General features: G+C 57.5%; 19 protein-coding genes. 14 read left to right on the plus strand and 5 right to left on the minus strand.

What is annotated here, in order from left to right; genetic code table 11:
* Nucleotides 1-74: 74 nt before the first annotated feature.
* Both WA411_RS10940 and epmB read right to left on the minus strand, forming a co-directional pair.
* Nucleotides 75-1,880 (minus strand): GTPase, encoded by a 1,806-nt coding sequence (locus tag WA411_RS10940; protein WP_291906009.1) that lies wholly within the window; start codon nucleotides 1,878-1,880, stop codon nucleotides 75-77.
* Between the two features lie 225 nt (nucleotides 1,881-2,105).
* Nucleotides 2,106-3,146: an EF-P beta-lysylation protein EpmB gene (gene epmB, locus WA411_RS10945; RefSeq protein WP_209400830.1), complete on the minus strand. Its 1,041-nt coding sequence runs from the start codon at nucleotides 3,144-3,146 to the stop codon at nucleotides 2,106-2,108.
* Between the two features lie 45 nt (nucleotides 3,147-3,191).
* On the opposite strand from epmB, the gene efp reads away from it, so the two are divergent.
* Both efp and epmA read left to right on the plus strand, forming a co-directional pair.
* Entirely contained in the window at nucleotides 3,192-3,767 is a 576-nt protein-coding gene (gene efp / locus WA411_RS10950; RefSeq protein WP_069183015.1) for an elongation factor P, read from the plus strand.
* A gap of 7 nt (nucleotides 3,768-3,774) precedes the next feature.
* A complete protein-coding gene (gene epmA / locus WA411_RS10955) occupies nucleotides 3,775-4,743 on the plus strand; it encodes an EF-P lysine aminoacylase EpmA (RefSeq protein ID WP_153633727.1) in 969 nt (322 codons plus the stop codon).
* 15 nt (nucleotides 4,744-4,758) lie between these two features.
* Here the strand turns inward: epmA and asd are convergent, their stop codons facing one another.
* On the minus strand, nucleotides 4,759-5,613 hold the full coding sequence (gene asd / locus WA411_RS10960) for an archaetidylserine decarboxylase (RefSeq protein ID WP_069183017.1): 855 nt from the start codon (nucleotides 5,611-5,613) through the stop codon (nucleotides 4,759-4,761).
* 174 nt (nucleotides 5,614-5,787) lie between these two features.
* Here asd and motA point away from each other — a divergent pair, with 174 nt between their 5' ends.
* Together motA and motB are read left to right on the plus strand one after the other, a co-directional pair.
* Nucleotides 5,788-6,639: a flagellar motor stator protein MotA gene (motA, locus tag WA411_RS10965; protein WP_069183018.1), complete on the plus strand. Its 852-nt coding sequence runs from the start codon at nucleotides 5,788-5,790 to the stop codon at nucleotides 6,637-6,639.
* Between the two features lie 31 nt (nucleotides 6,640-6,670).
* Nucleotides 6,671-7,630, plus strand: a complete 960-nt coding sequence (motB, locus tag WA411_RS10970) for a flagellar motor protein MotB (protein WP_136631652.1) — start codon at nucleotides 6,671-6,673, stop codon at nucleotides 7,628-7,630.
* An 11-nt stretch (nucleotides 7,631-7,641) separates the two neighbouring features.
* Here the strand turns inward: motB and rsgA are convergent, their stop codons facing one another.
* Nucleotides 7,642-8,697 (minus strand): small ribosomal subunit biogenesis GTPase RsgA, encoded by a 1,056-nt coding sequence (rsgA, locus tag WA411_RS10975; protein ID WP_136631651.1) that lies wholly within the window; start codon nucleotides 8,695-8,697, stop codon nucleotides 7,642-7,644.
* Between the two features lie 281 nt (nucleotides 8,698-8,978).
* On the opposite strand from rsgA, the gene orn reads away from it, so the two are divergent.
* Complete coding sequence (gene orn / locus WA411_RS10980) at nucleotides 8,979-9,521, plus strand: oligoribonuclease (protein WP_291906008.1); 543 nt, start codon at nucleotides 8,979-8,981, stop codon at nucleotides 9,519-9,521.
* Here the strand turns inward: orn and queG are convergent.
* A complete protein-coding gene (gene queG, locus WA411_RS10985) occupies nucleotides 9,516-10,595 on the minus strand; it encodes a tRNA epoxyqueuosine(34) reductase QueG (protein ID WP_209396650.1) in 1,080 nt (359 codons plus the stop codon). The two genes, orn and queG, sit on opposite strands and share 6 nt — an antisense overlap.
* Before the next feature lie 147 nt (nucleotides 10,596-10,742).
* On the opposite strand from queG, the gene WA411_RS10990 reads away from it, so the two are divergent.
* The 9 genes from WA411_RS10990 (at nucleotide 10,743) to hflC (ending at nucleotide 21,005) form a co-directional block, all read left to right on the plus strand.
* Nucleotides 10,743-12,296 carry an NAD(P)H-hydrate dehydratase gene (locus WA411_RS10990; RefSeq protein ID WP_291906007.1) on the plus strand — a complete coding sequence of 518 codons (1,554 nt, stop codon included), beginning with the start codon at nucleotides 10,743-10,745 and terminating at the stop codon, nucleotides 12,294-12,296.
* Nucleotides 12,293-12,790: a tRNA (adenosine(37)-N6)-threonylcarbamoyltransferase complex ATPase subunit type 1 TsaE gene (gene tsaE / locus WA411_RS10995; protein ID WP_222464989.1), complete on the plus strand. Its 498-nt coding sequence runs from the start codon at nucleotides 12,293-12,295 to the stop codon at nucleotides 12,788-12,790. The genes WA411_RS10990 and tsaE overlap by 4 nt, the downstream gene beginning before the upstream one ends.
* A 38-nt stretch (nucleotides 12,791-12,828) precedes the next feature.
* Nucleotides 12,829-14,187, plus strand: a complete 1,359-nt coding sequence (locus WA411_RS11000) for an N-acetylmuramoyl-L-alanine amidase (protein WP_291906006.1) — start codon at nucleotides 12,829-12,831, stop codon at nucleotides 14,185-14,187.
* 20 nt (nucleotides 14,188-14,207) lie between these two features.
* Entirely contained in the window at nucleotides 14,208-16,118 is a 1,911-nt protein-coding gene (mutL, locus tag WA411_RS11005; protein ID WP_291906005.1) for a DNA mismatch repair endonuclease MutL, read from the plus strand.
* A 28-nt stretch (nucleotides 16,119-16,146) separates the two neighbouring features.
* Nucleotides 16,147-17,151, plus strand: coding sequence for a tRNA (adenosine(37)-N6)-dimethylallyltransferase MiaA (gene miaA, locus WA411_RS11010; protein WP_228290118.1), 1,005 nt, complete (start codon nucleotides 16,147-16,149; stop codon nucleotides 17,149-17,151).
* A gap of 33 nt (nucleotides 17,152-17,184) precedes the next feature.
* Complete coding sequence (hfq, locus tag WA411_RS11015; RefSeq protein ID WP_008170056.1) at nucleotides 17,185-17,436, plus strand: RNA chaperone Hfq; 252 nt, start codon at nucleotides 17,185-17,187, stop codon at nucleotides 17,434-17,436.
* 121 nt (nucleotides 17,437-17,557) lie between these two features.
* Nucleotides 17,558-18,856 (plus strand): ribosome rescue GTPase HflX, encoded by a 1,299-nt coding sequence (gene hflX / locus WA411_RS11020; RefSeq protein WP_209396657.1) that lies wholly within the window; start codon nucleotides 17,558-17,560, stop codon nucleotides 18,854-18,856.
* 83 nt (nucleotides 18,857-18,939) lie between these two features.
* Complete coding sequence (hflK, locus tag WA411_RS11025; RefSeq protein WP_291906004.1) at nucleotides 18,940-20,127, plus strand: FtsH protease activity modulator HflK; 1,188 nt, start codon at nucleotides 18,940-18,942, stop codon at nucleotides 20,125-20,127.
* Nucleotides 20,128-20,129: 2 nt separating this feature from the next.
* Nucleotides 20,130-21,005, plus strand: coding sequence for a protease modulator HflC (gene hflC / locus WA411_RS11030; RefSeq protein ID WP_153633718.1), 876 nt, complete (start codon nucleotides 20,130-20,132; stop codon nucleotides 21,003-21,005).
* Nucleotides 21,006-21,171: the final 166 nt, after the last annotated feature.

Raw genomic sequence — 21,171 nt, forward strand, 5'->3', positions numbered from 1 at the left:
CTAACGCTGAATGATGCAGGGGTTGTGGTTCAATAACAACCCTCTGCCGGGGCCGGTGTCTCAGTTTGTTGACCTTACAGCGATGGCCAGAGCGAGTCGAACTCATCCTCGCTGGCACCGGACGATGCTGGTGGGGCGCCAGCATTCAACGTTGCGGCATTCTGCAATTTGAGTTCGAACTGGCTGATGCTTCCGGTGGAGGAGACCTTGCGAGACAGTTGTCCCTGGTCCTCCCGGCCGTCGTGGAGCAGGGAAATGCGGCTCCCGGACTGGAACGGCAGGCGAGGTGTGATCAGTGTGGCGGATTGGTTGACCACGCTGATTTCCGGCAGCAGCAAGCCACGTAGATATTCGCTGCTATTTCCCACCTTCTGAACAAGGCGAACCCCACAGGGTGAGGCGCTGGGGGCCAGGAGCTCAATTCCGACCTGCGTACCCTGGTTCTTGATCTGACGAATCCAGCGCACAACGGCTACGCTCCAGGGGTGGCTGCTTTGCTCTCGAACTCCCAGAATTTCACCGGCCTGCAGTGAGGGTGGCACATTGCTTTCCCAGGCAACGCAGTAGCCGCCCGGACTTGTATTGATCAACAGGGAATGGTGAGACCTTGGCCGATTCCTGTCCGTCGATGGCGCCTGCGAGTTGCCGAAGGAACCTTTGAAATTGATGGGCGTATCGGCGGCGTGGAGTCGTTCATCGCTGGGCCCTGCATCGTGTGCGCCCGACCAGGCATCCTGTTTCTGGCGTGAAGACCGTACGAACAGGTTTTCATCCTCATGATGGCCGTTGTCATTGCCATTCACGAATTCGGTAAACGTTTTCTCGCCGGCGATGAAGTAATGGGCGGCGGTCAGACCCACGCACACTTCGAGAGATCCCTGGCTGGCGATTCGGTTGAAATTTCGCTTGGCGAGAATGCCCAGGGCCTGGCTGAGATGGGTGAGCAGGGTGTCGCTGACCTTTGCCGGTACTCTCAGTTCGTGATCGGTCTCCTTATGCTCACGCCGGGCGTGAAGCGTTTCAGAGAGCATCGCCGAGAGATCCCGGGTATCGAAGCCAAAGCTCTCATCACCGGGCTTTTGGTCCAGAAGGCTGCGGTAAAACGGTGGGTTGTCCCGCTCCATGTTGATTACGAAGAGACTGTCGTCACCGATATCAGGCCCGCAACGGGTGTGGTCAGTCCATGATTCACAAAGCTCATAGACGTGCAGAAGTTCCGACTGTCGCAGCTGATTGGGACGAGCACAGCCAAGAAGGAGAATTCTCTTGTAGGCATCGGCTACTGAGCTGGTGCGACGATGCAGGAGCGTGTCGTCCTCCACCTGAACCACGGAGAGCTTGTTGCGATGGGCAAACCGGTACAGCCGATGACACTCAAGCCAGCTCTGGGCAGGGCTGGGGCAATAGAGTTGATGGGATCTCAGAATCGTTGCGGAAAGCTCGGAAATGGCGCGATGCGCAGCGGTGGCAATCTGGCGGCGGTTTTTGTCCAGGCCTCCGTTGTCGATGAACTCCAGGACGCACAGCTTGTATCCGCCGGCCAGGTGTAATTGAAGCGCCTGGGACAGGTTGGCGATTTTCCTCTGTTTTTCGGGAAGCGCCACGGCCAGACCGAGGTAGTGCCGGGAAAGCTCGTTGCACACGAAATGAATCTTTTCCCGGATAAGCTCCAGGAACTGCATGCGTTGCTGGGGTGTCAGAAACAGGTGGTTCAGCTCGATAACGGCATGGTAGAGCTGCCGTGATACCTCGCCGATATTGGCCATAGGCAATTGGTCGATCCAGACCCGGAACGCCTTGGGCGTCGTGTCACAGAACGACAGACTGGCCGTTTTCTGTTCGGGAACGCGGAGATCAGGTTTCAGGGTCTTACCTTCCATGAATGCATGCCAATGTCTGGACCACAGGTGGTATTCCGGGGTTGGCCCTGGCCGGCCACTGGTGGCTATTGAGTGTCCACCGGCCTGTCAGGAAAACGCCGTAAATACATGTTTTTATCTTCAACGTTACTGGACTTTAAAGTAGCAAACCAGTCGTAAAAAGCGAGAAGATCATGAGTTGACAATCTTTGACAAGTGAAATCAGGCCCTTTTTTGCGAAACCGGTCACGGGAACAGGTTGATCGGGGTCTTGCTTTCCTTGCCTGGCTCCTCTCTTACCAGTTTTGGCACCAGGAATCCTGGCAATCTCGACAGCAGTTCACGCACCAGGTGTCGCGCTTCTTCATCCGGCACATCGTAATGGTGGGCGCCTGCCACCGGGTCAAATGCGTGCAGGTAATAGGGCATTACGCCTGCTTCAAACAGGGTCTCGCTCAGTTCTTCAAGCACCGAGGCCTGATCATTCACGCCCCTCAGGATAACGCTCTGGTTAAGCAGTGTTGCTCCTGCGGCCCGGAGATACGAGAGGGCCCGGCGCGTGGCGGTGTCCATCTCCGCCGGATGATTGACGTGCAACACGATCACGATCTGAAGGGGCGTTGTGGAGAGCCATTTCAAAAGCTCGTTACAGACCCTTTGCGGGATGACCACTGGCAGGCGTGTATGCAAACGCAGGCGACGAATGTGCGGGATGCCACTTATGGCGGTCGCCCATTGGGCCAGCAGTCGGTCGTTGACAGCCAGGGGGTCACCGCCGCTGAAAATGACTTCATTGATTTCCGGGCTGGCCGCCAGAGTGTCAATTACCCGCTTTCTATCATCGGGGTTCAGTCGCTGTTCATCGTAGGGAAAGTGCCTGCGAAAACAGTAGCGGCAGTTGATCGCACATTGTCCGGTCACCATTAACAGGGCTCGGCTGCGGTATTTTCGAATGAGCCCGGTGGTGGCAATAGCGCCCGACTCTTCCAGTGGGTCGCTGACAAAACCCGGCGCGTGACCGGTTTCTCCAGCAAGAGGAAGCACCTGTCTGAGCAGGGGGTCAGCGGGATTGCCCTTTTCCATGCGAGCGAGAAACGGCTCGGGCACCCGTACCGAAAACAGGCGATGGCCTTGCCGTGCCGCCGACAGCCAAGGTTCCTCGGGCAACTCCAGTCGTCGGAGCAGCTCTTCCGGCGACGTCACAGAGTCCGACAGCAATTGCTGCCAGCTGCGATGTTCGTGGTCGGAAAGGTGGGCTTCTATACGGGCGGGGGTTCGCTGTATCATAACGCCCTTCGAATTCTAAACAGCATTTTGTCAGGTGGACATTTCATGGCTTCATATTCTACCAATGAATTTCGCGGCGGTCTTAAGGTTTTGCTGGATGGCGACCCCTGCATCATTCTCGAGAACGAGTTTGTAAAACCCGGTAAGGGGCAGGCCTTCAACCGCGTAAAGCTGCGTAACCTCATGACCAACCGGGTCTGGGAGCGCACGTTCAAGTCCGGCGAAACTCTGGAAGCCGCAGATGTCATTGATCAGGACATGGAATACCTCTATACCGATGGTGAGTTCTGGCACTTCATGCTCACTGACGGCTCTTTCGAACAGTACCCGGCTGATGCCAAGGCGGTCGGCGATGCCCTGAAGTGGCTGAAAGAGCAGGACGTGTACACCGTGACGCTCTACAACGGCTCGCCACTGTCGGTAACGCCCCCCAATTTCGTCGAGCTGGAAGTGGTCGATACCGATCCGGGCATGAAGGGCGACACCGCTCAGGGCGGCTCCAAGCCCGCGACGCTCTCCACCGGTGCCGTGGTCAACGTACCTCTGTTCATTACCATCGGTGAAGTACTCAAGGTTGATACCCGCTCCGGCGAATACGTCAGCCGGGTGAAGAGCAGTTAATCCAGCCATGACCCGCAAACCTGTCTGGCAGCCTTCTGCCTCGCAGGCTGCCCTCGAAAGCCGTGCACAGCAACTGGCGTTTGTGCGCGGCTTTTTTGCGAGAAGAGGGGTGCTTGAGGTCGAGACGCCGATTCTGGGGCGGTGCGGCGTCACCGACGTCAACCTCGATGGCATTCACGCCCAGGTCACCGCCGGTTCCAGGACCGGGGGTTGGCTCCAGACCTCTCCCGAATACCACATGAAACGTCTGCTTGCAGCTGGCTCAGGTTCGATCTATCAGATCTCCAGGGTGTTCCGCAACGGCGAGCAGGGGCGTCGCCATAACCCGGAATTCTCGATGCTGGAATGGTATCGGACGGGTTTTGATGACGTGGCGCTTATGGAAGAAGTGTCGGATCTCGTGTGCGGCTGGCTGCAATGTCAGCGACCAGTCACTATCCAGTATCGGGACGCACTGGAGCGCTGGGCGGGCCTTGATCCTTTTGCGGCAACCGATCGGGAACTGATGCGTCGCTGCGAACAATGGATGGAGCCGGAACAGTTGGCGGATCTCGGGCGCGATGGCTGCCTGGATCTGTTGATGAGTTTTGCGGTGGAGCCGCATCTTGGCCGGGACAGACCCGTGTTCATAACCGGCTATCCAGCGTCGCAGGCCTCTCTGGCCAGGGTCTCACTTTCGCAGGGTTACGAAACGGCGCACCGTTTCGAGCTGTACATAGATGGCCTTGAACTGTGTAACGGCTACTGGGAGTTGACCGATCCGCAGGAACAGAGGCTGAGATTTGAAGCCGATAATCAGCTACGAAGGCACTCCGGAAAGCCCGAAATGGCGCTGGATGAGGCGTTTCTTGCCGGTCTTGAGCAGGGATTGCCCGAGTGCGCTGGTGTCGCCCTCGGACTGGATCGCCTGTTGATGCTCAAACTCGGGGTTCAGGATATCAGTGAGGTTCTCGCCTTTCCGTTCGAGCGGGCGTGAGCCTAAAAGAACCGATCAGGCCAGGGCTCCAAAGGCCTCACCCATGCGGACGGTTTTACCTGCCACCTGATCGCTGTTCCAGGTGACGGCTCCCTTGGGCATAACCATAATCACTGTTGAACCAAGGCGGAACCGGCCCATCTCTTCACCTTTCTCGAAGCTGATGGCTTGCTCACCTTCATACCGCGTTGAGGTAACCTGCCTGCTGCCGGGCACAACCACGCCTGCCCAGCGGGTTTCCACGCTGCCGACGATCATGGCGCCAACCAGTACCATTGCCATGGGGCCGGAATCGGTATCGAAGATACAGACAACCCGTTCGTTGCGGGCAAACAGGTTCGGAACGTTCTCGGCAGTAACCGGATTCACCGAGAATAGCTTGCCGGGTACATGGATCATTTGCCTGAGTGTGCCTGCCATCGGCATATGGATGCGGTGATAGTCTTTTGGAGAGAGATAGATTGTCGAGAACTCGCCGCTGGTAAACGGTGCGGTGGTTGCTTCTTCGCCGCCCAGCAATTCACTCAGGCTGAAAGACTGGCCTTTGGCCTGGAATACCCGGTCTCCGGTTACCTGTCCCAACTGGCTGATGGCACCGTCAACAGGGCTGACCAGGGTTTTTTCGCCGTCCGCCAGAGGGCGGATGCCTGGCTTCAGCGCTCGGGTGAAAAACGCATTGAAGGTAGGGTAGGCTTCCGGATCCGTTTCGGCCGCTTCGCTCATGTCAACGCCGTAGCGGCCGATAAACCACTTGATGACCCGGTTCTTGAGCGCAGGGGAGCTGTCACTGTCGGCCAGACGACCGGCAAGGTTGGAAACCCCCAGTTGCGGCGTGATGTACTGGCTCAGAACAAAAAGCTTGTCGAACATTAAATGTGATCCTTTGCGCTCAAAGGCGCGAAGTTTACCAAAGACTGCCACCTGTATAGAAATTGTTTCACGGCTTCGCGGTTGTGGCATGGCCTTGCTATTATCGGGTCAACTTGTGCGTGACAGCTTCCGGCTTCGGCCAATAACCAAGAAAATAGGGCGTGCGTAGATTCTATGTTACTGATCGTCGGTTCGATTATTGTTCTGGCCAGCGTGTTGACTGGCTATGTTCTCCACGGCGGCAATCTGATGGTGCTCTGGCAGCCGACCGAAGTGTTGATCATTTTCGGGGCGGCTCTGGGGTCGTTCATTATTGCCAATCCCATGCACACCCTGAAAGAGGTGTTTGGCAGGGGTATTCAGCTGCTCACAGGCTCGCCCTACAAAAAAGCGTTCTACATGGACCTCCTGAGCCTGCTTTATGAGATTTTCGATAAGTCCCGTAAACAGGGTGTGATGGCGATCGAGGAAGATATCGACAACCCCGAGTCCAGTCAGATTTTCAGTCGCTACCCGGCCATTATGAAATCCAAGGAATTGCTGGCCTTTATCACCGATTATCTGCGCATTATCAGCTCCGGCAACATGGCAACCCATGAGCTGGAAGGCATGATGGAGAACGAAATCGACAGTCGCCAGCATGAGCTTGAGGAGCCTGCCCACGCGGTCAACAAGATTGCCGATGCGCTGCCCGGGCTCGGCATCGTCGCCGCTGTGCTTGGTATCGTGATTACCATGAACTTCCTCACCGAGGGGCCGGAAAAAATCGGTCTCAGTGTGGCTGCGGCCCTGGTGGGTACCTTCCTGGGCATCTTTATGGGGTATGGCTTCGTTGGTCCTGCGTCCATTGCCATGGAACACGCGGCAAAATACGAGCTGAAGGCCTACGAGTGCGTAAAATCGTCAATTGTCGCAACCGTATCCGGACAGGCACCCCAGATGGCCATCGAGTTTGGCCGGAAGGCATTGCCCACGGACAAACGCCCTGGATTCCAGGAGCTGAACGACCACGTTCGCTCCAAGTAAAAACGTCCTCATCTGAACCCGGAGCCGATTCGTGGAAGAGCAACCGATCATCATCAAGCGGAAAAAGGTTGTTGCCGGTGGCCACCATGGTGGTTCCTGGAAAGTTGCGTTTGCTGATTTCGCAACCGCCATGATGGCGTTCTTCCTGGTACTCTGGTTAACGGCTACAGCATCGCCTGAGCAGAAAAAAGCCGTAGAGGGCTATTTCCGGGATCCCGTTGGTTTCACAGAAGGGGGCTCGCCGAACCCCGTCGATCTTGAGGGCAGTGCATCGGTGGTCAACGAGGCAAGTCCGGATATCGAGTCCAGCCAGATCCAGATCGAAGACCAGGTGGTGGATGAGCTCTCCGAAACCCTCGAGCAGCGGCGTATGGAGGAGCTGTTTCAGGAATTGAAAGATCGCATCGAACAGAACGAAACCCTGCAGGAGTTCAAGGATCAACTGCTGATCGATATCACCGACGAGGGCTTGCGAATCCAGATCGTCGACCGGTCGGGGCGTCCCATGTTCGACAGCGGCCGGGCAGAGCTGAAGTATTACTCCCAGGATATTCTGTTTGAGCTGGCCAAAACACTGGGCTCCGTGAACAACAAGCTCAGCATTACCGGGCACACCGACTCTACACCGTTCAATGGCCGGCCAGGCTACACCAACTGGGAGCTGTCAGCAGACCGGGCCAATACTGCCAGGAGAGCCCTCGTGGCCGGCGGTGTTCGCCAGCAGCAGATTGCCCGCGTTGTGGGCCTGAGCGATTCCGTGCTGTTCGACAAGGAAGATCCGAATGCGCCGGTCAATCGCCGCATCTCCATCATCGTCCTTAACAAGAAAACCGTCGACAACATCCAGAGCAGCGCCGGCCAGTCCGACGAGCCGCTGATCGATCTCACCCAGCCAACTGAAGAAGAGCAGGAGGCTGCCCGTGAACGCCTGGAGAGTGGGGAATGGCTGCAGGAGAAGGAAGAGCCTGCACCGGGTGAATTGAACTGGTAAAGCCGGATACCTCAGTCCAGCTTGAGCCCCCGGGCCTGTTGTTCCGCCATATCCTGAAGAATCCGGTGGAAGCTTTTAAGCCGCTCGGGGCTGATTTTCCCTTCCTCTGCGGCCCTGTCGATGGCGCAACCCGGATCACCCATGTGCCGGCAGTTGCGGAACTTGCAGGTGCCAATCACCTCCCGGATTTCCCGGAAACCATATTCGATCTCCTGCGCCGTCATATGCCAGAGCCCGAATTCGCGAATGCCCGGCGAGTCAATCAGTTCGCCGCCCAGAGGCAGGTGGAACAGTTTCGCCGTAGTCGTAGTGTGGATTCCCTTGCCGGTACTCTCTGATACAGCCCCAACGCGAATGGCTTCATCCGGCATCAGGGTCTGGATAATCGAGGACTTGCCCACGCCGGATTGGCCAACAAACACACTGGTCTGATCCTTCACCAGCGCCTCAACCTCCGGCGATGGCTTATCTCCAGACTCCGCGGCAGACGTTCGCACCACCTCATAGCCCAGGGCCTCATACCGGCCCAAAAGCGCATCGATACTATCCCGGTTACTGCCGGTGATCAGATCAGTCTTGTTCAACAGAATCACGGCCGGAATATCCGTGATCTCTGATGCCACCAGGTACCGGTCAATCAGGTTATCATGGGGTTCCGGCTCCGGAGCGATCACAAGAATAATGTGATCAATATTGGCGGCCACCGGCTTCAACGCGCCAAAATTATCCGGCCGCTGCAGCAGATTGCGACGCTCACCCCGGGCAACAATAACCCCGGTCTCGTTCTTCCCCGGCCGCCAGACAACCTTGTCACCGGTCACCAGACTATCGATGTTGGCCCGAACAAAACACCGCACCACGTTGCCGGCCAAATCGCCTTCAAGCGCTTCGACATCCAGCTGTTGCCCGTAGTGAGCAATGACTAACCCTTCCTGCTCCGGACCAAGCTCCCCGGCATCAGCCTGCTCCTGAACCTTCTTCTCCTTGCGCGCCGCCCGGGCCGCCCGCTCCTCCTGGACTTTTTTGATGCGGAATTGTTGCTGTTTGTTCAGTCGCCGTTTTGCCATGTAGATAGCTGATGCCAGATTTGGTGTGCGTGAGGTGTTACATCATACGTTAATCGTCCACAATACAAAGACAAATGAGACCGGTGTAAATTCAATAAAATTGACCTGCAGTGACGTTTTTCTTGTATATCTCTGAACTTTGCTGCGGGCGTGGGGTTGTTGATCCGGGAATGTCGTCGGCCATGGATGGCCGACGCCAAGCGCACATGGATGTGCTCGTAGCGTTTCCCGGATCAACAACCCCGCGTCCGCGAACTCAAATCTAGAAGGCTAGTAACAAAATGGCAGAAACCAATCGCCTCGTATGGATCGATCTGGAAATGACAGGCCTGGATCCGGAAAAAGAACGGATCATCGAAATGGCAACAATCATCACCGATTCAGAGCTCAATATTGTGGCAGAAGGACCCGTTATCGCCGTCCATCAGCCACAATCCCTGCTGGACTCCATGGACGAATGGTGCACCCGAACCCACGGTGAAAGCGGCCTCACCAAGCGCGTTCAAGAAAGCGATATTTCCGAGTCTGAGGCCGAGCGGCAAACCATCGAATTCCTGAAGAAGCACGTCGAAAAGGGCCAGTCGCCCCTGTGCGGCAACAGTATTGGTCAGGATCGTCGATTCCTGGTCAAGTACATGCCCGAACTGGAAGACTTCTTCCACTACCGGAATCTCGACGTATCCACGGTCAAAGAACTTGCCCGCCGCTGGCGCCCGGATGTCCTGGCCGGGGTTAAAAAGAAAGGCAGCCACCTCGCCCTGGATGACATCCGGGACTCCATCAACGAGCTGCGCCATTACCGGGAACAGTTCTTCAAACTATAAACCGTGGCGTTTCAGTGCCCATTGGACATGCTCGCGGACCATCTCGGAAGGGTGATCCGCGCGCTTTTTCAGGGCTTCAATCACTGGAATAGTGGATGGCGCGTTGCCCAGCCCCACGGCCAGGTTACGCAGCCAGCCCTCGTAGCCCGTTCGCCGAATCGCCGATCCCTCGGTGCGCTTCAGGAACTGCTCCTCCGTCCAGAGAAACAGCTCTGCCAGAGAACTGTTGTCCAACCCGTGTCTAGGCTGAAAATCCTTTTCCCCGGTTGGCTTGCTGAACTTCTGCCAGGGGCAGACCAACTGGCAATCGTCGCAGCCGAAAACCCGGTTACCCATCAGCGGGCGTAGCTCCTCGGGAATGCTCCCCTTGAGTTCAATGGTCAGATAGCTGATGCAGCGCCGGGCATCGAGCTTGTGGGGGCCGACAAAGGCGTCTGTCGGGCATAGATCGAGACAGGCCGAACAGCTGCCACAATGATCGGACTCAAAGGGCTCGTCGACGGGTAGGGGCGCGCTGGTAAAAATTTCTCCAAGGAAAAAGAAGGAACCGGCCTTCGGGTGGATCAGCATGTTGTTCTTGCCGATCCAGCCCAGGCCCGCCCTCTGCGCAAGGGCGCGCTCCAGCACCGGCGCGCTGTCCACGAACGCCCGGTAGTCGTATCCGCTGACGGCGTCATCAATCCTGGCTGCCAGCTGCGCGAGACGCTTGCGGATCAGTTTGTGGTAATCGCGCCCCAGTGCGTAACGAGTAACATAGGCGCCCTCCCGGTTAGTAAGCGCTTCTTTCGGGCTGTCCGGCGCAGGCAGATAGTCCATTCTCACAGAAATCACCCGAGTAGTACCCGGCACCAGGGAGGTGGGCGTATAGCGCTTGTCACCATGATAGGCCATATAGTCCATTTCGCCCTGGTAACCCGCTGCCAGCCAGTCCTGCAAATGGGTTGCGTGCTCGCCGGTATCCGCGGTGGTGATACCCACATCAGCGAACCCGAGCTCAGCCGCCCACTGGCGGATAAGCGCTGGCAGATCAGCGAGTTCCGGATATGTTCTGGTGCTCAATGATGTGGCGCTCATAGTCACGGCCGGTGCCAGAGTTCGTTCTCGAACCGGGGTACGGATAATTAATCTGATTAAGTTATGACCTTTTCCACTGTTTTGCTATGCTTTACAGGTATCTGGCCAATTTTCTTAAACCGGTTTCTGTAACGGGAGCAAAGGTTCATGCCGCCGTCCGTTGGGCACAGTCTACCAGACGCACTGTTTTCCGCCGATGCGGTGAGGCAGATTGATCGCTATGTGATTGATCATCAGGGCGTCGATGGTTTTGAGCTGATGCAGTCTGCCGCCCATGCGGCTTTTCGCTGCCTGGTTCGGTACTGGCCCAAGTGTGGCTCGGTTCTGGTGCTGTGCGGTGCGGGTAACAATGGCGGTGACGGCTACCTGGTTGCAGCCAGCACGAGGAGGCATGGCCTGGATGTCCGGTGTGTCGCGGTTGCGCCCACAGGCAAACTGTCCGGTGACGCACGAAAAGCCTGGCAAAAGGCACTGGCAGACGGCGTTGACGTGCTCGATCTGGAGGCACTCAGCGACTCTTCACTGGATGATCTGTTTTCCGACGCAGGGCTCATCGTCGATGCGATGCTTGGTACTGGCGTTTCCGGTGCACCCCGGGAACCGTTTGCAGGGCTGATAGGCCGATGTAACCAGGCGCCCGCGCCTGTGCTCGCAGTGGATCTGCCCTCCGGGCTGAATGCCACCACCGGGGCGGCCGAAGGAGATGTTGTTAACGCAGCCATGACGGTCACCTTTATCGGGCTTAAGGCCGGCCTATTTACCGGGCAGGGAGCGGCGGTCTGCGGTGAGGTGGTCTTTGAATCCCTGGATACTGCCGATGGTGTAGCTGGCAGCGGCCAGAAGCCGGTGGCTGTTCGTCGTGATTGGGGCTCTGTGATGTCCTGGTTGCCGCCACGGCCTGCCAACGCCCACAAGGGGCGGTTTGGGCATGTGCTGGTGGTGGCTGGCGATCGGGGCTTCGGCGGCGCCGGACTGCTGGCGGCAGAGGCGGCTGCGCGCTCGGGGGCAGGGCTTGTCTCGCTGGCAACGCGCCCTGAGCATGTGACGGCAGCCCTGGCAAGATGTCCGTCGGTGATGGTTCATGGACTGATTCATGGTTCTGAGCTTCCGTCGCTGCTTGACGCAGCTTCGGTGGTCGTCTGCGGCCCCGGTATCGGGCGAAGCGCATGGGGGCAGCAGATGCTGGAGCAAGTCATTGCCAGTGGCAAGCCCAGGGTGCTTGACGCAGATGCCCTGAACCTGTTGTCCGGTCGGGTTGCCGTACCGGCGGATAACCATGTTTTGACGCCGCACCCGGGTGAGGCAGCCAGACTGCTGAATTGTCTGGTGCCGGATGTAGAAGCGGATAGAATGGCTGCCGCCAGAAAATTGCAGGCACTGTATGGCGGCACGATTCTCCTGAAAGGCGCAGGTACGGTTGTCGCTTCTGAAGGCGGCGCCCTTGACATCGTCAGTGGCAGCAACCCCGGCATGGCTACTGGCGGTATGGGGGATGTGCTCTCGGGGATTATCGGTGCCGTTCTGGGCCAGATTGGTGAAGGGCAAAAAGCCGCCGTGCTCGGAGCATCGGCCCACCTGGCAGCAGCGGATCGGGCCTCGCAAACCCATGGGTATATGGGTTTGATCCCTAACGATGTAATAGACGCACTGCCGTTGGTTTTTCGGGAGTCTGAAACCCACCCGGGGGCAAGAGATCTATGAGCATAATGGGCAATGAACGCCGGCTTTTCCTCGAGGGTGAGGCGGAAACCGAGCATCTTGGCCGTGAGCTAGCGAGAACCGTCGCTGAATCTGGCCACGGTGTGGTTATCTACCTGGATGGTGATCTTGGTATGGGTAAAACCACCATCAGCCGGGGTGTCATGCGCGGGCTTGGCCACCAGGGGGCTGTAAAAAGCCCGACCTACACGCTGGTGGAGCCCTATGAAACCCTGCAGCCACCAACTTACCATTTTGATCTTTATCGCCTGGGCGATGCGGAAGAACTGGAATATATGGGCATCCGGGATTATTTCTCCGGTGAAAATCTTTGTCTGATTGAGTGGCCGGAGCGTGGTAAAGGTATATTGCCCGAGCCGGATCTGGAGATTCATCTGGAGACCCGGGGCGAAGGGCGTTCTGTAGTGATCAGGGCCCGTTCAGAGTTGGGCGGCCATTTGCTGAACGAATTGGATGTGTTGGGTCCGGCGCATTAGCGACTCCGAAACCGGGAACAGACTGGCAGGTAAGCTGTATGAATTGTACAAAGCTGAGTAAACAACTGATATGGCCAATAGCGCTATTGCTTGCGACATTGGCGTTTCACGGTTCGGCTGCAACGCAGGTCGAGAGTGCCCGTATCTGGCCCGCGCCCGATCACACTCGCCTGGTTCTGGATACCGGCGGTCAGGTCGAGCACAACATCTTCTCCCTCAGCAGTCCGGCCCGGCTGGTTATCGATCTGAAAAATGCCAATCTGAAAACCGACTTCTCCGGCCTGGATCTTTCCGGCAGCCCTATCAAACGGATCCGGAGCGCGCCAAGGAACGGGAATGACTTGCGTGTAGTCCTGGATCTCAAGGCCGACATCAAGCCGCGGAGCTTTCAGCTGGAACCGAATCAGCAGTATGGCCACAGGCTGGTGGTCGATCTGATTGATGAAAGTGGCAGCCGGCTGGAAAAGGCAGCTACGCCGACCGTGACCCAGGATTCTTCGGGGAAGCGTGACATCATCGTGGTCATTGACGCCGGGCACGGCGGAGAGGACCCCGGCGCCATTGGTCCGAGAGGAACCCATGAAAAAGACGTGGTTCTGAAAATGGCGAAAACCCTGGCCAGCCTGATCAATGATCGGCCGGGATATACCGCCAAACTGACCAGGACAGGGGACTATTATATTGGTCTTCGCAATCGCACGATTCTGGCCAGAAAATACAACGCCGACCTTTTTGTATCGGTACACGCCGATGCTTTCCGAACGCCTCAGCCAAGGGGAGCCTCTGTGTTCGCCCTTTCCCAGCGTGGTGCCACCAGTGAGACTGCCCGATGGCTGGCTAACAGTGAGAACCGCTCCGATCTGATCGGTGGCGCCGGTGGATTGTCTCTGGATGGTCGGGACGACATGCTTGCCGGTGTTCTGCTGGACCTCTCGATGACGGCCAGCATCAACGCCAGTCTTGGCGTAGGCAGTTCCGTTCTTGGCAAATTGGGTAGCGTAGCGAAATTGCACAAGCCCGGCGTCGAGCAGGCCGCTTTCGCGGTGCTGAAATCGCCGGATATCCCCTCCATTCTCGTGGAAGCCGGATTCATCTCGAACCCCCAGGAAGAGAAAAACCTGTCGACCGAGTGGTACCGCAACAAGCTGGCCGGTGCCATCATGAAAGGCATTGATGATTACTTCCAGAAAACGCCACCGCCGGGCACCCTTCTGGCGTGGCAGAAACAGAATCGCCAGGGCGGGAACAGCATCAGCCACTATCGCATACAGCGCGGCGATACGCTTTCCGGCGTGGCTCGGAAAAACCAGACGACCGTCAGCGAGCTGATGCAGTTTAACGACCTTCGGGACGACCGTGTTATGGTAGGGCAAACCATTCGTATTCCCGCGTCCTGATCAAGAGGTTTTTCCGTAACATGCCCCCCATTCGATTGCTGTCACCACGGCTCGCGAACCAGATTGCCGCGGGTGAAGTGGTGGAGCGACCCGCGTCTGTCGTCAAGGAACTGGTCGAAAATGCCCTGGATGCCGGTGCCAACCGGGTCGACGTTGAAGTTGAGCAGGGCGGCGTCAAGCTGATTCGCGTTCGGGATGACGGCAGCGGTATTGAGGAAGATGATCTGCCCCTTGCCCTCAGCCGCCATGCCACCAGTAAGATTGCCAGCCTGGATGATCTGGAGGCAGTCGCATCGCTTGGCTTTCGCGGAGAAGCGCTCGCCAGTATCAGTTCCGTCTCTCGGCTTACCCTGACTTCAAGAACCGAGTCCCAGGAAGCGGCCTCCCGGGTGGAAGTCGAAGGCCGGGAAATGGACGCGAGGATTTCGCCTGCAGCCCATCCCGTTGGAACGACGGTGGAAGTGCGGGATCTGTTCTTCAACACCCCGGCCCGTCGAAAATTCCTGCGTACCGAGAAGACCGAATTCAACCACGTTGAGGAGTGCGTGCGCCGCCAGGCGCTGAGCCGTTTCGATGCAGGCTTTACCCTGCGCCACAATCAGCGGGTTGTGCAAAGCCTCAGGCCAGCGGAATCGGCTCTGGATCGTGAGCGGCGTATTGGTGCCCTGTGCGGCCAGCAATTCATCGACAATGCCGTGGTAATTGATGCCGAAGCAACCGGTTTGCGGCTCTGGGGTTGGGTGGCTCTACCTACCTTTTCGCGTAGTCAGGCCGATCTACAGTACTTCTTTGTTAACGGTCGCGTTATCCGCGATCGCCTGGTGGCCCATGCCGTGCGCCAAGCCTACCGCGACGTGCTCTACAATAACCGGCATCCGGCGTTTGTGCTCTATCTTGAGGTGGATCCCGCCACTGTCGACGTGAACGTCCATCCGACCAAGCATGAGGTCCGGTTCCGTGATGGTCGCCTGGTCCACGATTTCATCTTCAGAACCCTGCATAAGGCGCTGGCCGATGTGCGGCCGGACGATCATTTTCGCGGTGCGGTGGCGCAGTCCTTTGGTCGCGAGGCATCGGCCCAAACCCAAGAGGGAGTTGCGGCAACCGGTGCTCCTGTAGAGGGGGGGTGGAACGGCCAGCCCTCGGTACCCAATTACGGTTATCCGGGCGGCTCAGGTGCCGGATTTCGCGGGCAGCCTCAGCCGCAGCAGGAGTGGCGGGCCAGTGATCAGATGGCCTTTTACCAGTCCCTGAATGCCGGCGGGGGCAGCGAAGGGCCGCAGCCTGTATCCACCAGTGATAGCGTAGCCACGCCAATGCCCACACCGCCTGTTGACAGCGATCAGGAACCACCGCTTGGCTACGCCATTGCACAGTTGCATGGAATCTACATTCTTGCCCAGGGGCGCGCGGGGCTGATCGTGGTAGATATGCACGCCGCTCACGAGCGAATCACCTATGAGCGAATGAAACGTGCACTTGCCGAGCAGGATCTGAAAAGCCAGCCATTGCTGGTGCCACTATCGCTGGCGGTCAGTCAGAAAGAGGCGGCCCTGACCGAGACCCACGGTGAAGAATTGCAGAAGCTTGGTTTGCAGATCGAGCGCATTGGCCCGGAGACTCTGGCGGTGAGGCAGGTACCCGCGCTGCTGCGTGGTGCGGATACCGAACAGTTGGTGCGTGATGTACTGGCGGATCTGATCGAGCATGGTCAGAGTGACCGGGTTGAAGCGGTGACTCACGAACTGCTTGGAACCATGGCGTGTCATGGGTCCGTCCGTGCCAATCGGCAGCTCACCATTCCTGAAATGAATTCGCTGTTGAGGGATATGGAGGCAACCGAACGCAGCGGCCAGTGCAATCACGGTCGGCCGACATGGACGCTAGTGACCATGTCCGAACTGGACAAGCTGTTTCTCCGGGGCCGCTGAGGTGTCGCTGCCGCCTGCCATTTTCCTGATGGGCCCCACGGCCTCGGGTAAGACCGATCTGGCCATGGCGCTTTGTGATCACCTGCCTTGTGAAATCATCAGCGTGGACTCTGCGATGATCTATCGGGGTATGGATATCGGGACGGCGAAACCGACCGCAGAAGAGCTTGCGCGGGCGCCCCACAGACTGATCGATATCTGCGATCCGGCGGAAACATACTCAGCTGCAGATTTCCGCCGGGACGCGCTAGCTGCGATGGCAGAAATTACAGCAGCGGGACGGGTGCCGCTGCTGGTAGGCGGCACCATGATGTATTTCAAGGCGCTTCTCCACGGTATGTCGGGCCTGCCATCGGCAAGTCCCACCGTTCGAGTTGCCCTGGAACAAGAGGCCGAAGAGCGAGGCTGGGAGGCCTTGCACGAGGAACTTCGGCGCAGCGATCCTGTCGCAGCTGAGCGCATTCACCCCAATAACCGGCAGCGCCTGATGCGGGCCCTGGAGGTGCTGCGTCTTACCGGCAAGCCCATTTCCGAATTCTGGAAGGCCGAAACCGGTGCCGGCGAACAACCAACGGCCGCGGCGCAAGGCGGTGATATTGAGGATTACACCTATTTCACTCGCTGGCAGGCAGACGAAACATCTTTGCTTCCGTATACTGTTGTTCAGCTTGCCATGATGCCGCCGGAGCGGCGCGTGCTTCATGAGCGAATTCGCCTGCGTTTCCTGAAAATGCTGGATGCAGGCTTTCTTGACGAAGTGCGGGCACTGATGCTCAGGGAAGACTTGCACCCTGATCTCCCTTCCATGCGTTGTGTCGGATATCGTCAGGCCTGGAGTTATTTGTCCGGAGAAGACGATTACGAGACATTTGTCGGCAAGGGAGTGGCAGCAACACGCCAGCTCGCCAAGAGGCAGTTGACCTGGTTGCGCAAGTGGTCCGATGTGGAGTGGCTGGATAGCGACGACAAACTTATCGCTGAGTCAGCCTTGAAAAAAATCCGACTTCGCACCACATTTAAATTTTATAAATGACGATCTGCACTTACTAAAAACAGGAGAAAACACATGTCAAAAGGGCATTCGTTACAAGACCCTTACCTTAATGCACTGCGCAAGGAACGCATTCCGGTTTCCATCTTTCTGGTCAACGGTATCAAGCTACAGGGCCAGATCGAATCTTTCGACCAGTTCGTGATTTTGCTGAAAAATACTGTCAGCCAGATGGTCTACAAGCACGCTATTTCCACTGTGGTACCTGCACGTAATGTTCGCATTCCGCAGCAGGCTCCAGGAGGAGAGGGCGAGTCTGAAGACTGATACGCCCAATTCCCGATCTTGTCACCCGCGTTCCAGAAGATCCCGCCAGTCAAGGGATCTTGTGGCCGCGGGTGTTTGTTTTTATGTCACCCATAGTCTGATTGCCCGGAGTTGACGCCAATTGTTTGAACGTCCTGATGTCGGTGAGCGCGCAGTACTCGTCCACATCGATTTTACTGCCCACGATGGCACCGAAGACCCCGGTGAATTTCGGGAGCTTGTAACCTCCGCCGGTGTTGAGCCTGTTTGTACCGTCACGGGGTCCCGGAAGCAGCCCAGTCCCAGATTTTTCGTCGGTGAGGGCAAGCTGGAAGAAATTCGTGACGCAGTGGCGGCCAATGAGGCTGATGTTGTCTTGTTCAATCATGCCCTGAGTCCTCGCCAGGAACGCAACATTGAGCATGAGCTCAAGTGCCGTGTGCTGGACCGTACCGGTGTGATTCTCGATATCTTTGCCCAGCGGGCGCGGACACACGAGGGCAAGCTCCAGGTAGAACTTGCCCAGCTCGAACATATGTCCACGCGTCTGGTTCGGGGCTGGACCCACCTTGAGCGTCAGAAAGGGGGTATTGGTCTTCGCGGCCCCGGTGAGACCCAGCTGGAAACCGACCGCCGACTCTTGCGGGAGCGGATCAAGTCCATCCACAAGCGTCTGGAAAAGGTGCGTCGCCAGCGGAACCAGGGGCGAAGAGCCCGTGAGCGGGCTGACATTCCTACGGTGTCTCTGGTCGGTTATACCAACGCCGGCAAATCCACGCTATTCAACCGGATTACCACTTCGTCCGTATATGCTGCAGACCAGCTGTTTGCCACGCTCGATCCGACGTTGCGGCGGCTGGAACTTCCGGATATCGGGCCGGTCGTAATGGCGGACACCGTAGGCTTCATAAGGCATCTGCCGCACAAGCTGGTTGAGGCGTTCCGGGCGACGCTTGAAGAAACCACGCAGGCGACTTTGCTGTTACATATCATCGACTGCCACGATCCGCGCCGCGACGAGAATATTGAGCAGGTTGAAGAGGTTCTGGCGGAGATTGGTGCAGACGAGATTCCCATGCTGCAGGTGTTCAACAAGATTGATCTGCTGGAAAACTTCACACCGCGTGTCGAGCGAAATGAAGAGGGGATTCCAGTCCGGGCCTGGGTGTCCGCAGTAACCGGTGAGGGCCTGGACGGTCTGTTCGATGCGATCGTTGAGCGGGTAGCGGAAGATGTGGTCCATCACTTCGTCCTGCTTGGTCCTGCGGATGGCAAGTTGCGCGCACTCCTGCATGAAGCGGGTTCGGTGCTGAGTGAGGAGTACCGTGATTCCGGCGACACCGTTGTTGAGGTGCGATTGCAGAATCGGGACTGGCAACAACTGCTGAGCCGGGCCGGCGTCAACGAAAAGTCAATCCGACTGGACGGTGGACACGCATGAAACCGCCCCGGCTATTGCCGGGGCGGAGATAAATCCCTAGTATTTGCAGCCATTCTATCTATAAGTCAGTAACGGAGAGCACTATGGCCTGGAACGAACCGGGTGGAAACCGTAACGACAATGACCCCTGGGGTACCGGTGGTGGTCGACGCGGCAATGATCAGGGGCCGCCAGACCTCGATGAGGCGCTGAAAAAAGGTCTCGACAAGCTCAACAAAATGCTGGGCGGCAAGGGTGGCAAGTCCGGCGGAAGCGGTGGCAGCGGCGGCGGAAGTGCCGGCGGCTTCGGGGCCATCCTCGCGCTTGCAGGCATCCTGGTAGTCGGCTACGTGATTTTCCAGTCGTTTTACACCGTGGACGAACAGGAACGGGCGGTTGTGCTTCGTTTCGGTGAGTACCATCAGACCGCTAACCCTGGTCTGAGGTTCAAGGTTCCATTGATCGACAGTGTAACCAAGGTGCGTGTCACCAGTGTTCGAACTGCCGAGTCCAGTGGCCAGATGCTCACTCAGGACGAAAACCTGGTCACTGTGGATCTGCAGGTGCAGTATCGCGTAGGCGACGCAGAAGCCTATGTCCTGAACGTTCGAGATTCCAACCAGGCGCTGGCATTCGCGACCGATAGTGCCATCCGTCATGAGGTGGGCAGCTCCACCCTGGATGACGTGCTGACCGAAGGCCGTGCCGAATTGGCTGTTCGAGTAGAGCAAAGGCTTCAGACCTTTCTGAGAGAATATGGCACCGGTCTGGAGTTGGTGCGGGTGAACGTTGAAAGCACCCAGCCCCCCGCCCCGGTTCAGGATGCGTTCCGTGAAGTTCAGCGCGCCCGGGAAGACGAGCAGCGGGTCAAGGAAGAAGCTGAAACCTATCGCAACCGAGTCGTACCTGAGGCCCGTGGCGAGGCTCAGCGCATGATCGAAGAGGCTAATGCCTACAAGGAAGAAGTGATCGAGCGGGCTCGTGGTGAAACCGCCCGTTTCCTCGAGCTCCTGGCTGTGTATGAGATGGCTCCGACCGTGACTCGTGAACGTCTGTATCTGCAAACCGTTGAAGAAGTGTTGGCCAATAGCAGCAAGATCCTGGTCGACACAGAGAGCAGCGGCAACATGATGTACCTGCCGATTGATCGTCTGACTCAAGGTTCTCTGCCACGCACCGGTGGATCTTCTTCCGGTGGGAATCAAGGCAATGTGGATATCCAGACCCTGACTGATCAGGTTCTGCAGGAACTGCGAAGCAGGCAGGATACTACCGTTCGGAGGAGCAGATAATTATGGGACCTAAAGGTGTAGTGGGCCTTGCAGGCGCCCTTATTGTTGTCCTGCTGGTCTTGTCCAGTGTGTACATTATTCCGGAAACCCACCGGGGCGTTCTACTCCGGTTCGGTGAGCTGGTAGAGACTGACATTCAGGCAGGTATCCATTTCAAGGTTCCTGTCATCGATCAGGTTCGTGAATTCGATATCCGGGTTTTGACCATGGACCTGCCGTCCAGGCAGTACCTGACCGTGGAAAAGAAGCCATTGGATGTGGATTCCTACATCGCCTGGAAAATCCGGGATGTGGACCAGTTCTACCGAGCGACCGGCGGCGACGAGTTCCGTGCTCAGTCTCTGCTCGCATCCCGTGTGGACAATGGTCTGCGGGACGAATTTGGTATTCGCACCATGGTGGAAGTGGTGTCCGGCCAGCGCGATGAGCTGATGCATACCCTCCGGGATCGTGTAAACCAGACCGCGCAGAGCGAATTTGGCATCGAAGTCCTGGACATCCGGGTCAAGGCAATCGAATTCCCGGGACAGGTGAGCGAAAACGTCTATCGTCGGATGGCGACCGAACGCGAAAAGCTGGCCCAGGAATTCCGTTCTCGGGGTCGCGAGCTGGCCGAGGGTATTCGGGCCGACGCGGATCGTCAGAGAACCGTTATTCTGGCGGAGGCCTTTGCCCAGTCGGAAGAAACCCGTGGTGAAGGCGACGGTGAGGCGGCCAGGATTTACGCCGATGCCTATGGCTCGAACGCGGACTTCTACAGCTTCTACCGGAGTCTTCAGGCCTATCGCAATACCTTCATGAGCAAGGATGACATCATGGTGATCGACTCCAACAGCGCGTTCATGAAGTTCCTGAACGACCCCCAGGGCGCCCAGTAAACCGGAGCCTGACAGCAAAAACCGGAATACCTCCGTATTCCGGTTTTTTTGTGCCCGCCAACCGTGTAAAATTCTGCCGGTTTTGTGTCGGGCTTTTTAACGAGTGCCGCCTTAAATCCTGTGTGATCCCCCGCCGACTGCGCCGGAGCGGATATAACGGACAACG

This window comes from Marinobacter sp. CH_CUG1437-1 (genome assembly GCF_037029655.1).
Classification (GTDB): domain Bacteria; phylum Pseudomonadota; class Gammaproteobacteria; order Pseudomonadales; family Oleiphilaceae; genus Marinobacter; species Marinobacter salsuginis.

Bases quoted from the DNA above. Each gene is read 5' to 3' on its own strand.
- epmA (WP_153633727.1), top strand. From the start codon at position 3,775: ATGACCCGCAAACCTGTCTGGCAGCCTTCTGCCTCGCAGGCTGCCCTC.
- WA411_RS10990 (WP_291906007.1), top strand. From the start codon at position 10,743: ATGCCGCCGTCCGTTGGGCACAGTCTACCAGACGCACTGTTTTCCGCC.
- queG (WP_209396650.1), bottom strand. From the start codon at position 10,595: ATGAGCGCCACATCATTGAGCACCAGAACATATCCGGAACTCGCTGAT.
- WA411_RS10940 (WP_291906009.1), bottom strand. From the start codon at position 1,880: ATGGAAGGTAAGACCCTGAAACCTGATCTCCGCGTTCCCGAACAGAAA.
- orn (WP_291906008.1), top strand. From the start codon at position 8,979: ATGGCAGAAACCAATCGCCTCGTATGGATCGATCTGGAAATGACAGGC.
- WA411_RS11000 (WP_291906006.1), top strand. From the start codon at position 12,829: ATGAATTGTACAAAGCTGAGTAAACAACTGATATGGCCAATAGCGCTA.
- hfq (WP_008170056.1), top strand. From the start codon at position 17,185: ATGTCAAAAGGGCATTCGTTACAAGACCCTTACCTTAATGCACTGCGC.
- miaA (WP_228290118.1), top strand. From the start codon at position 16,147: ATGGGCCCCACGGCCTCGGGTAAGACCGATCTGGCCATGGCGCTTTGT.
- hflC (WP_153633718.1), top strand. From the start codon at position 20,130: ATGGGACCTAAAGGTGTAGTGGGCCTTGCAGGCGCCCTTATTGTTGTC.
- tsaE (WP_222464989.1), top strand. From the start codon at position 12,293: ATGAGCATAATGGGCAATGAACGCCGGCTTTTCCTCGAGGGTGAGGCG.
- epmB (WP_209400830.1), bottom strand. From the start codon at position 3,146: ATGATACAGCGAACCCCCGCCCGTATAGAAGCCCACCTTTCCGACCAC.
- motA (WP_069183018.1), top strand. From the start codon at position 5,788: ATGTTACTGATCGTCGGTTCGATTATTGTTCTGGCCAGCGTGTTGACT.
- efp (WP_069183015.1), top strand. From the start codon at position 3,192: ATGGCTTCATATTCTACCAATGAATTTCGCGGCGGTCTTAAGGTTTTG.
- rsgA (WP_136631651.1), bottom strand. From the start codon at position 8,697: ATGGCAAAACGGCGACTGAACAAACAGCAACAATTCCGCATCAAAAAA.
- asd (WP_069183017.1), bottom strand. From the start codon at position 5,613: ATGTTCGACAAGCTTTTTGTTCTGAGCCAGTACATCACGCCGCAACTG.
- mutL (WP_291906005.1), top strand. From the start codon at position 14,208: ATGCCCCCCATTCGATTGCTGTCACCACGGCTCGCGAACCAGATTGCC.
- hflK (WP_291906004.1), top strand. From the start codon at position 18,940: ATGGCCTGGAACGAACCGGGTGGAAACCGTAACGACAATGACCCCTGG.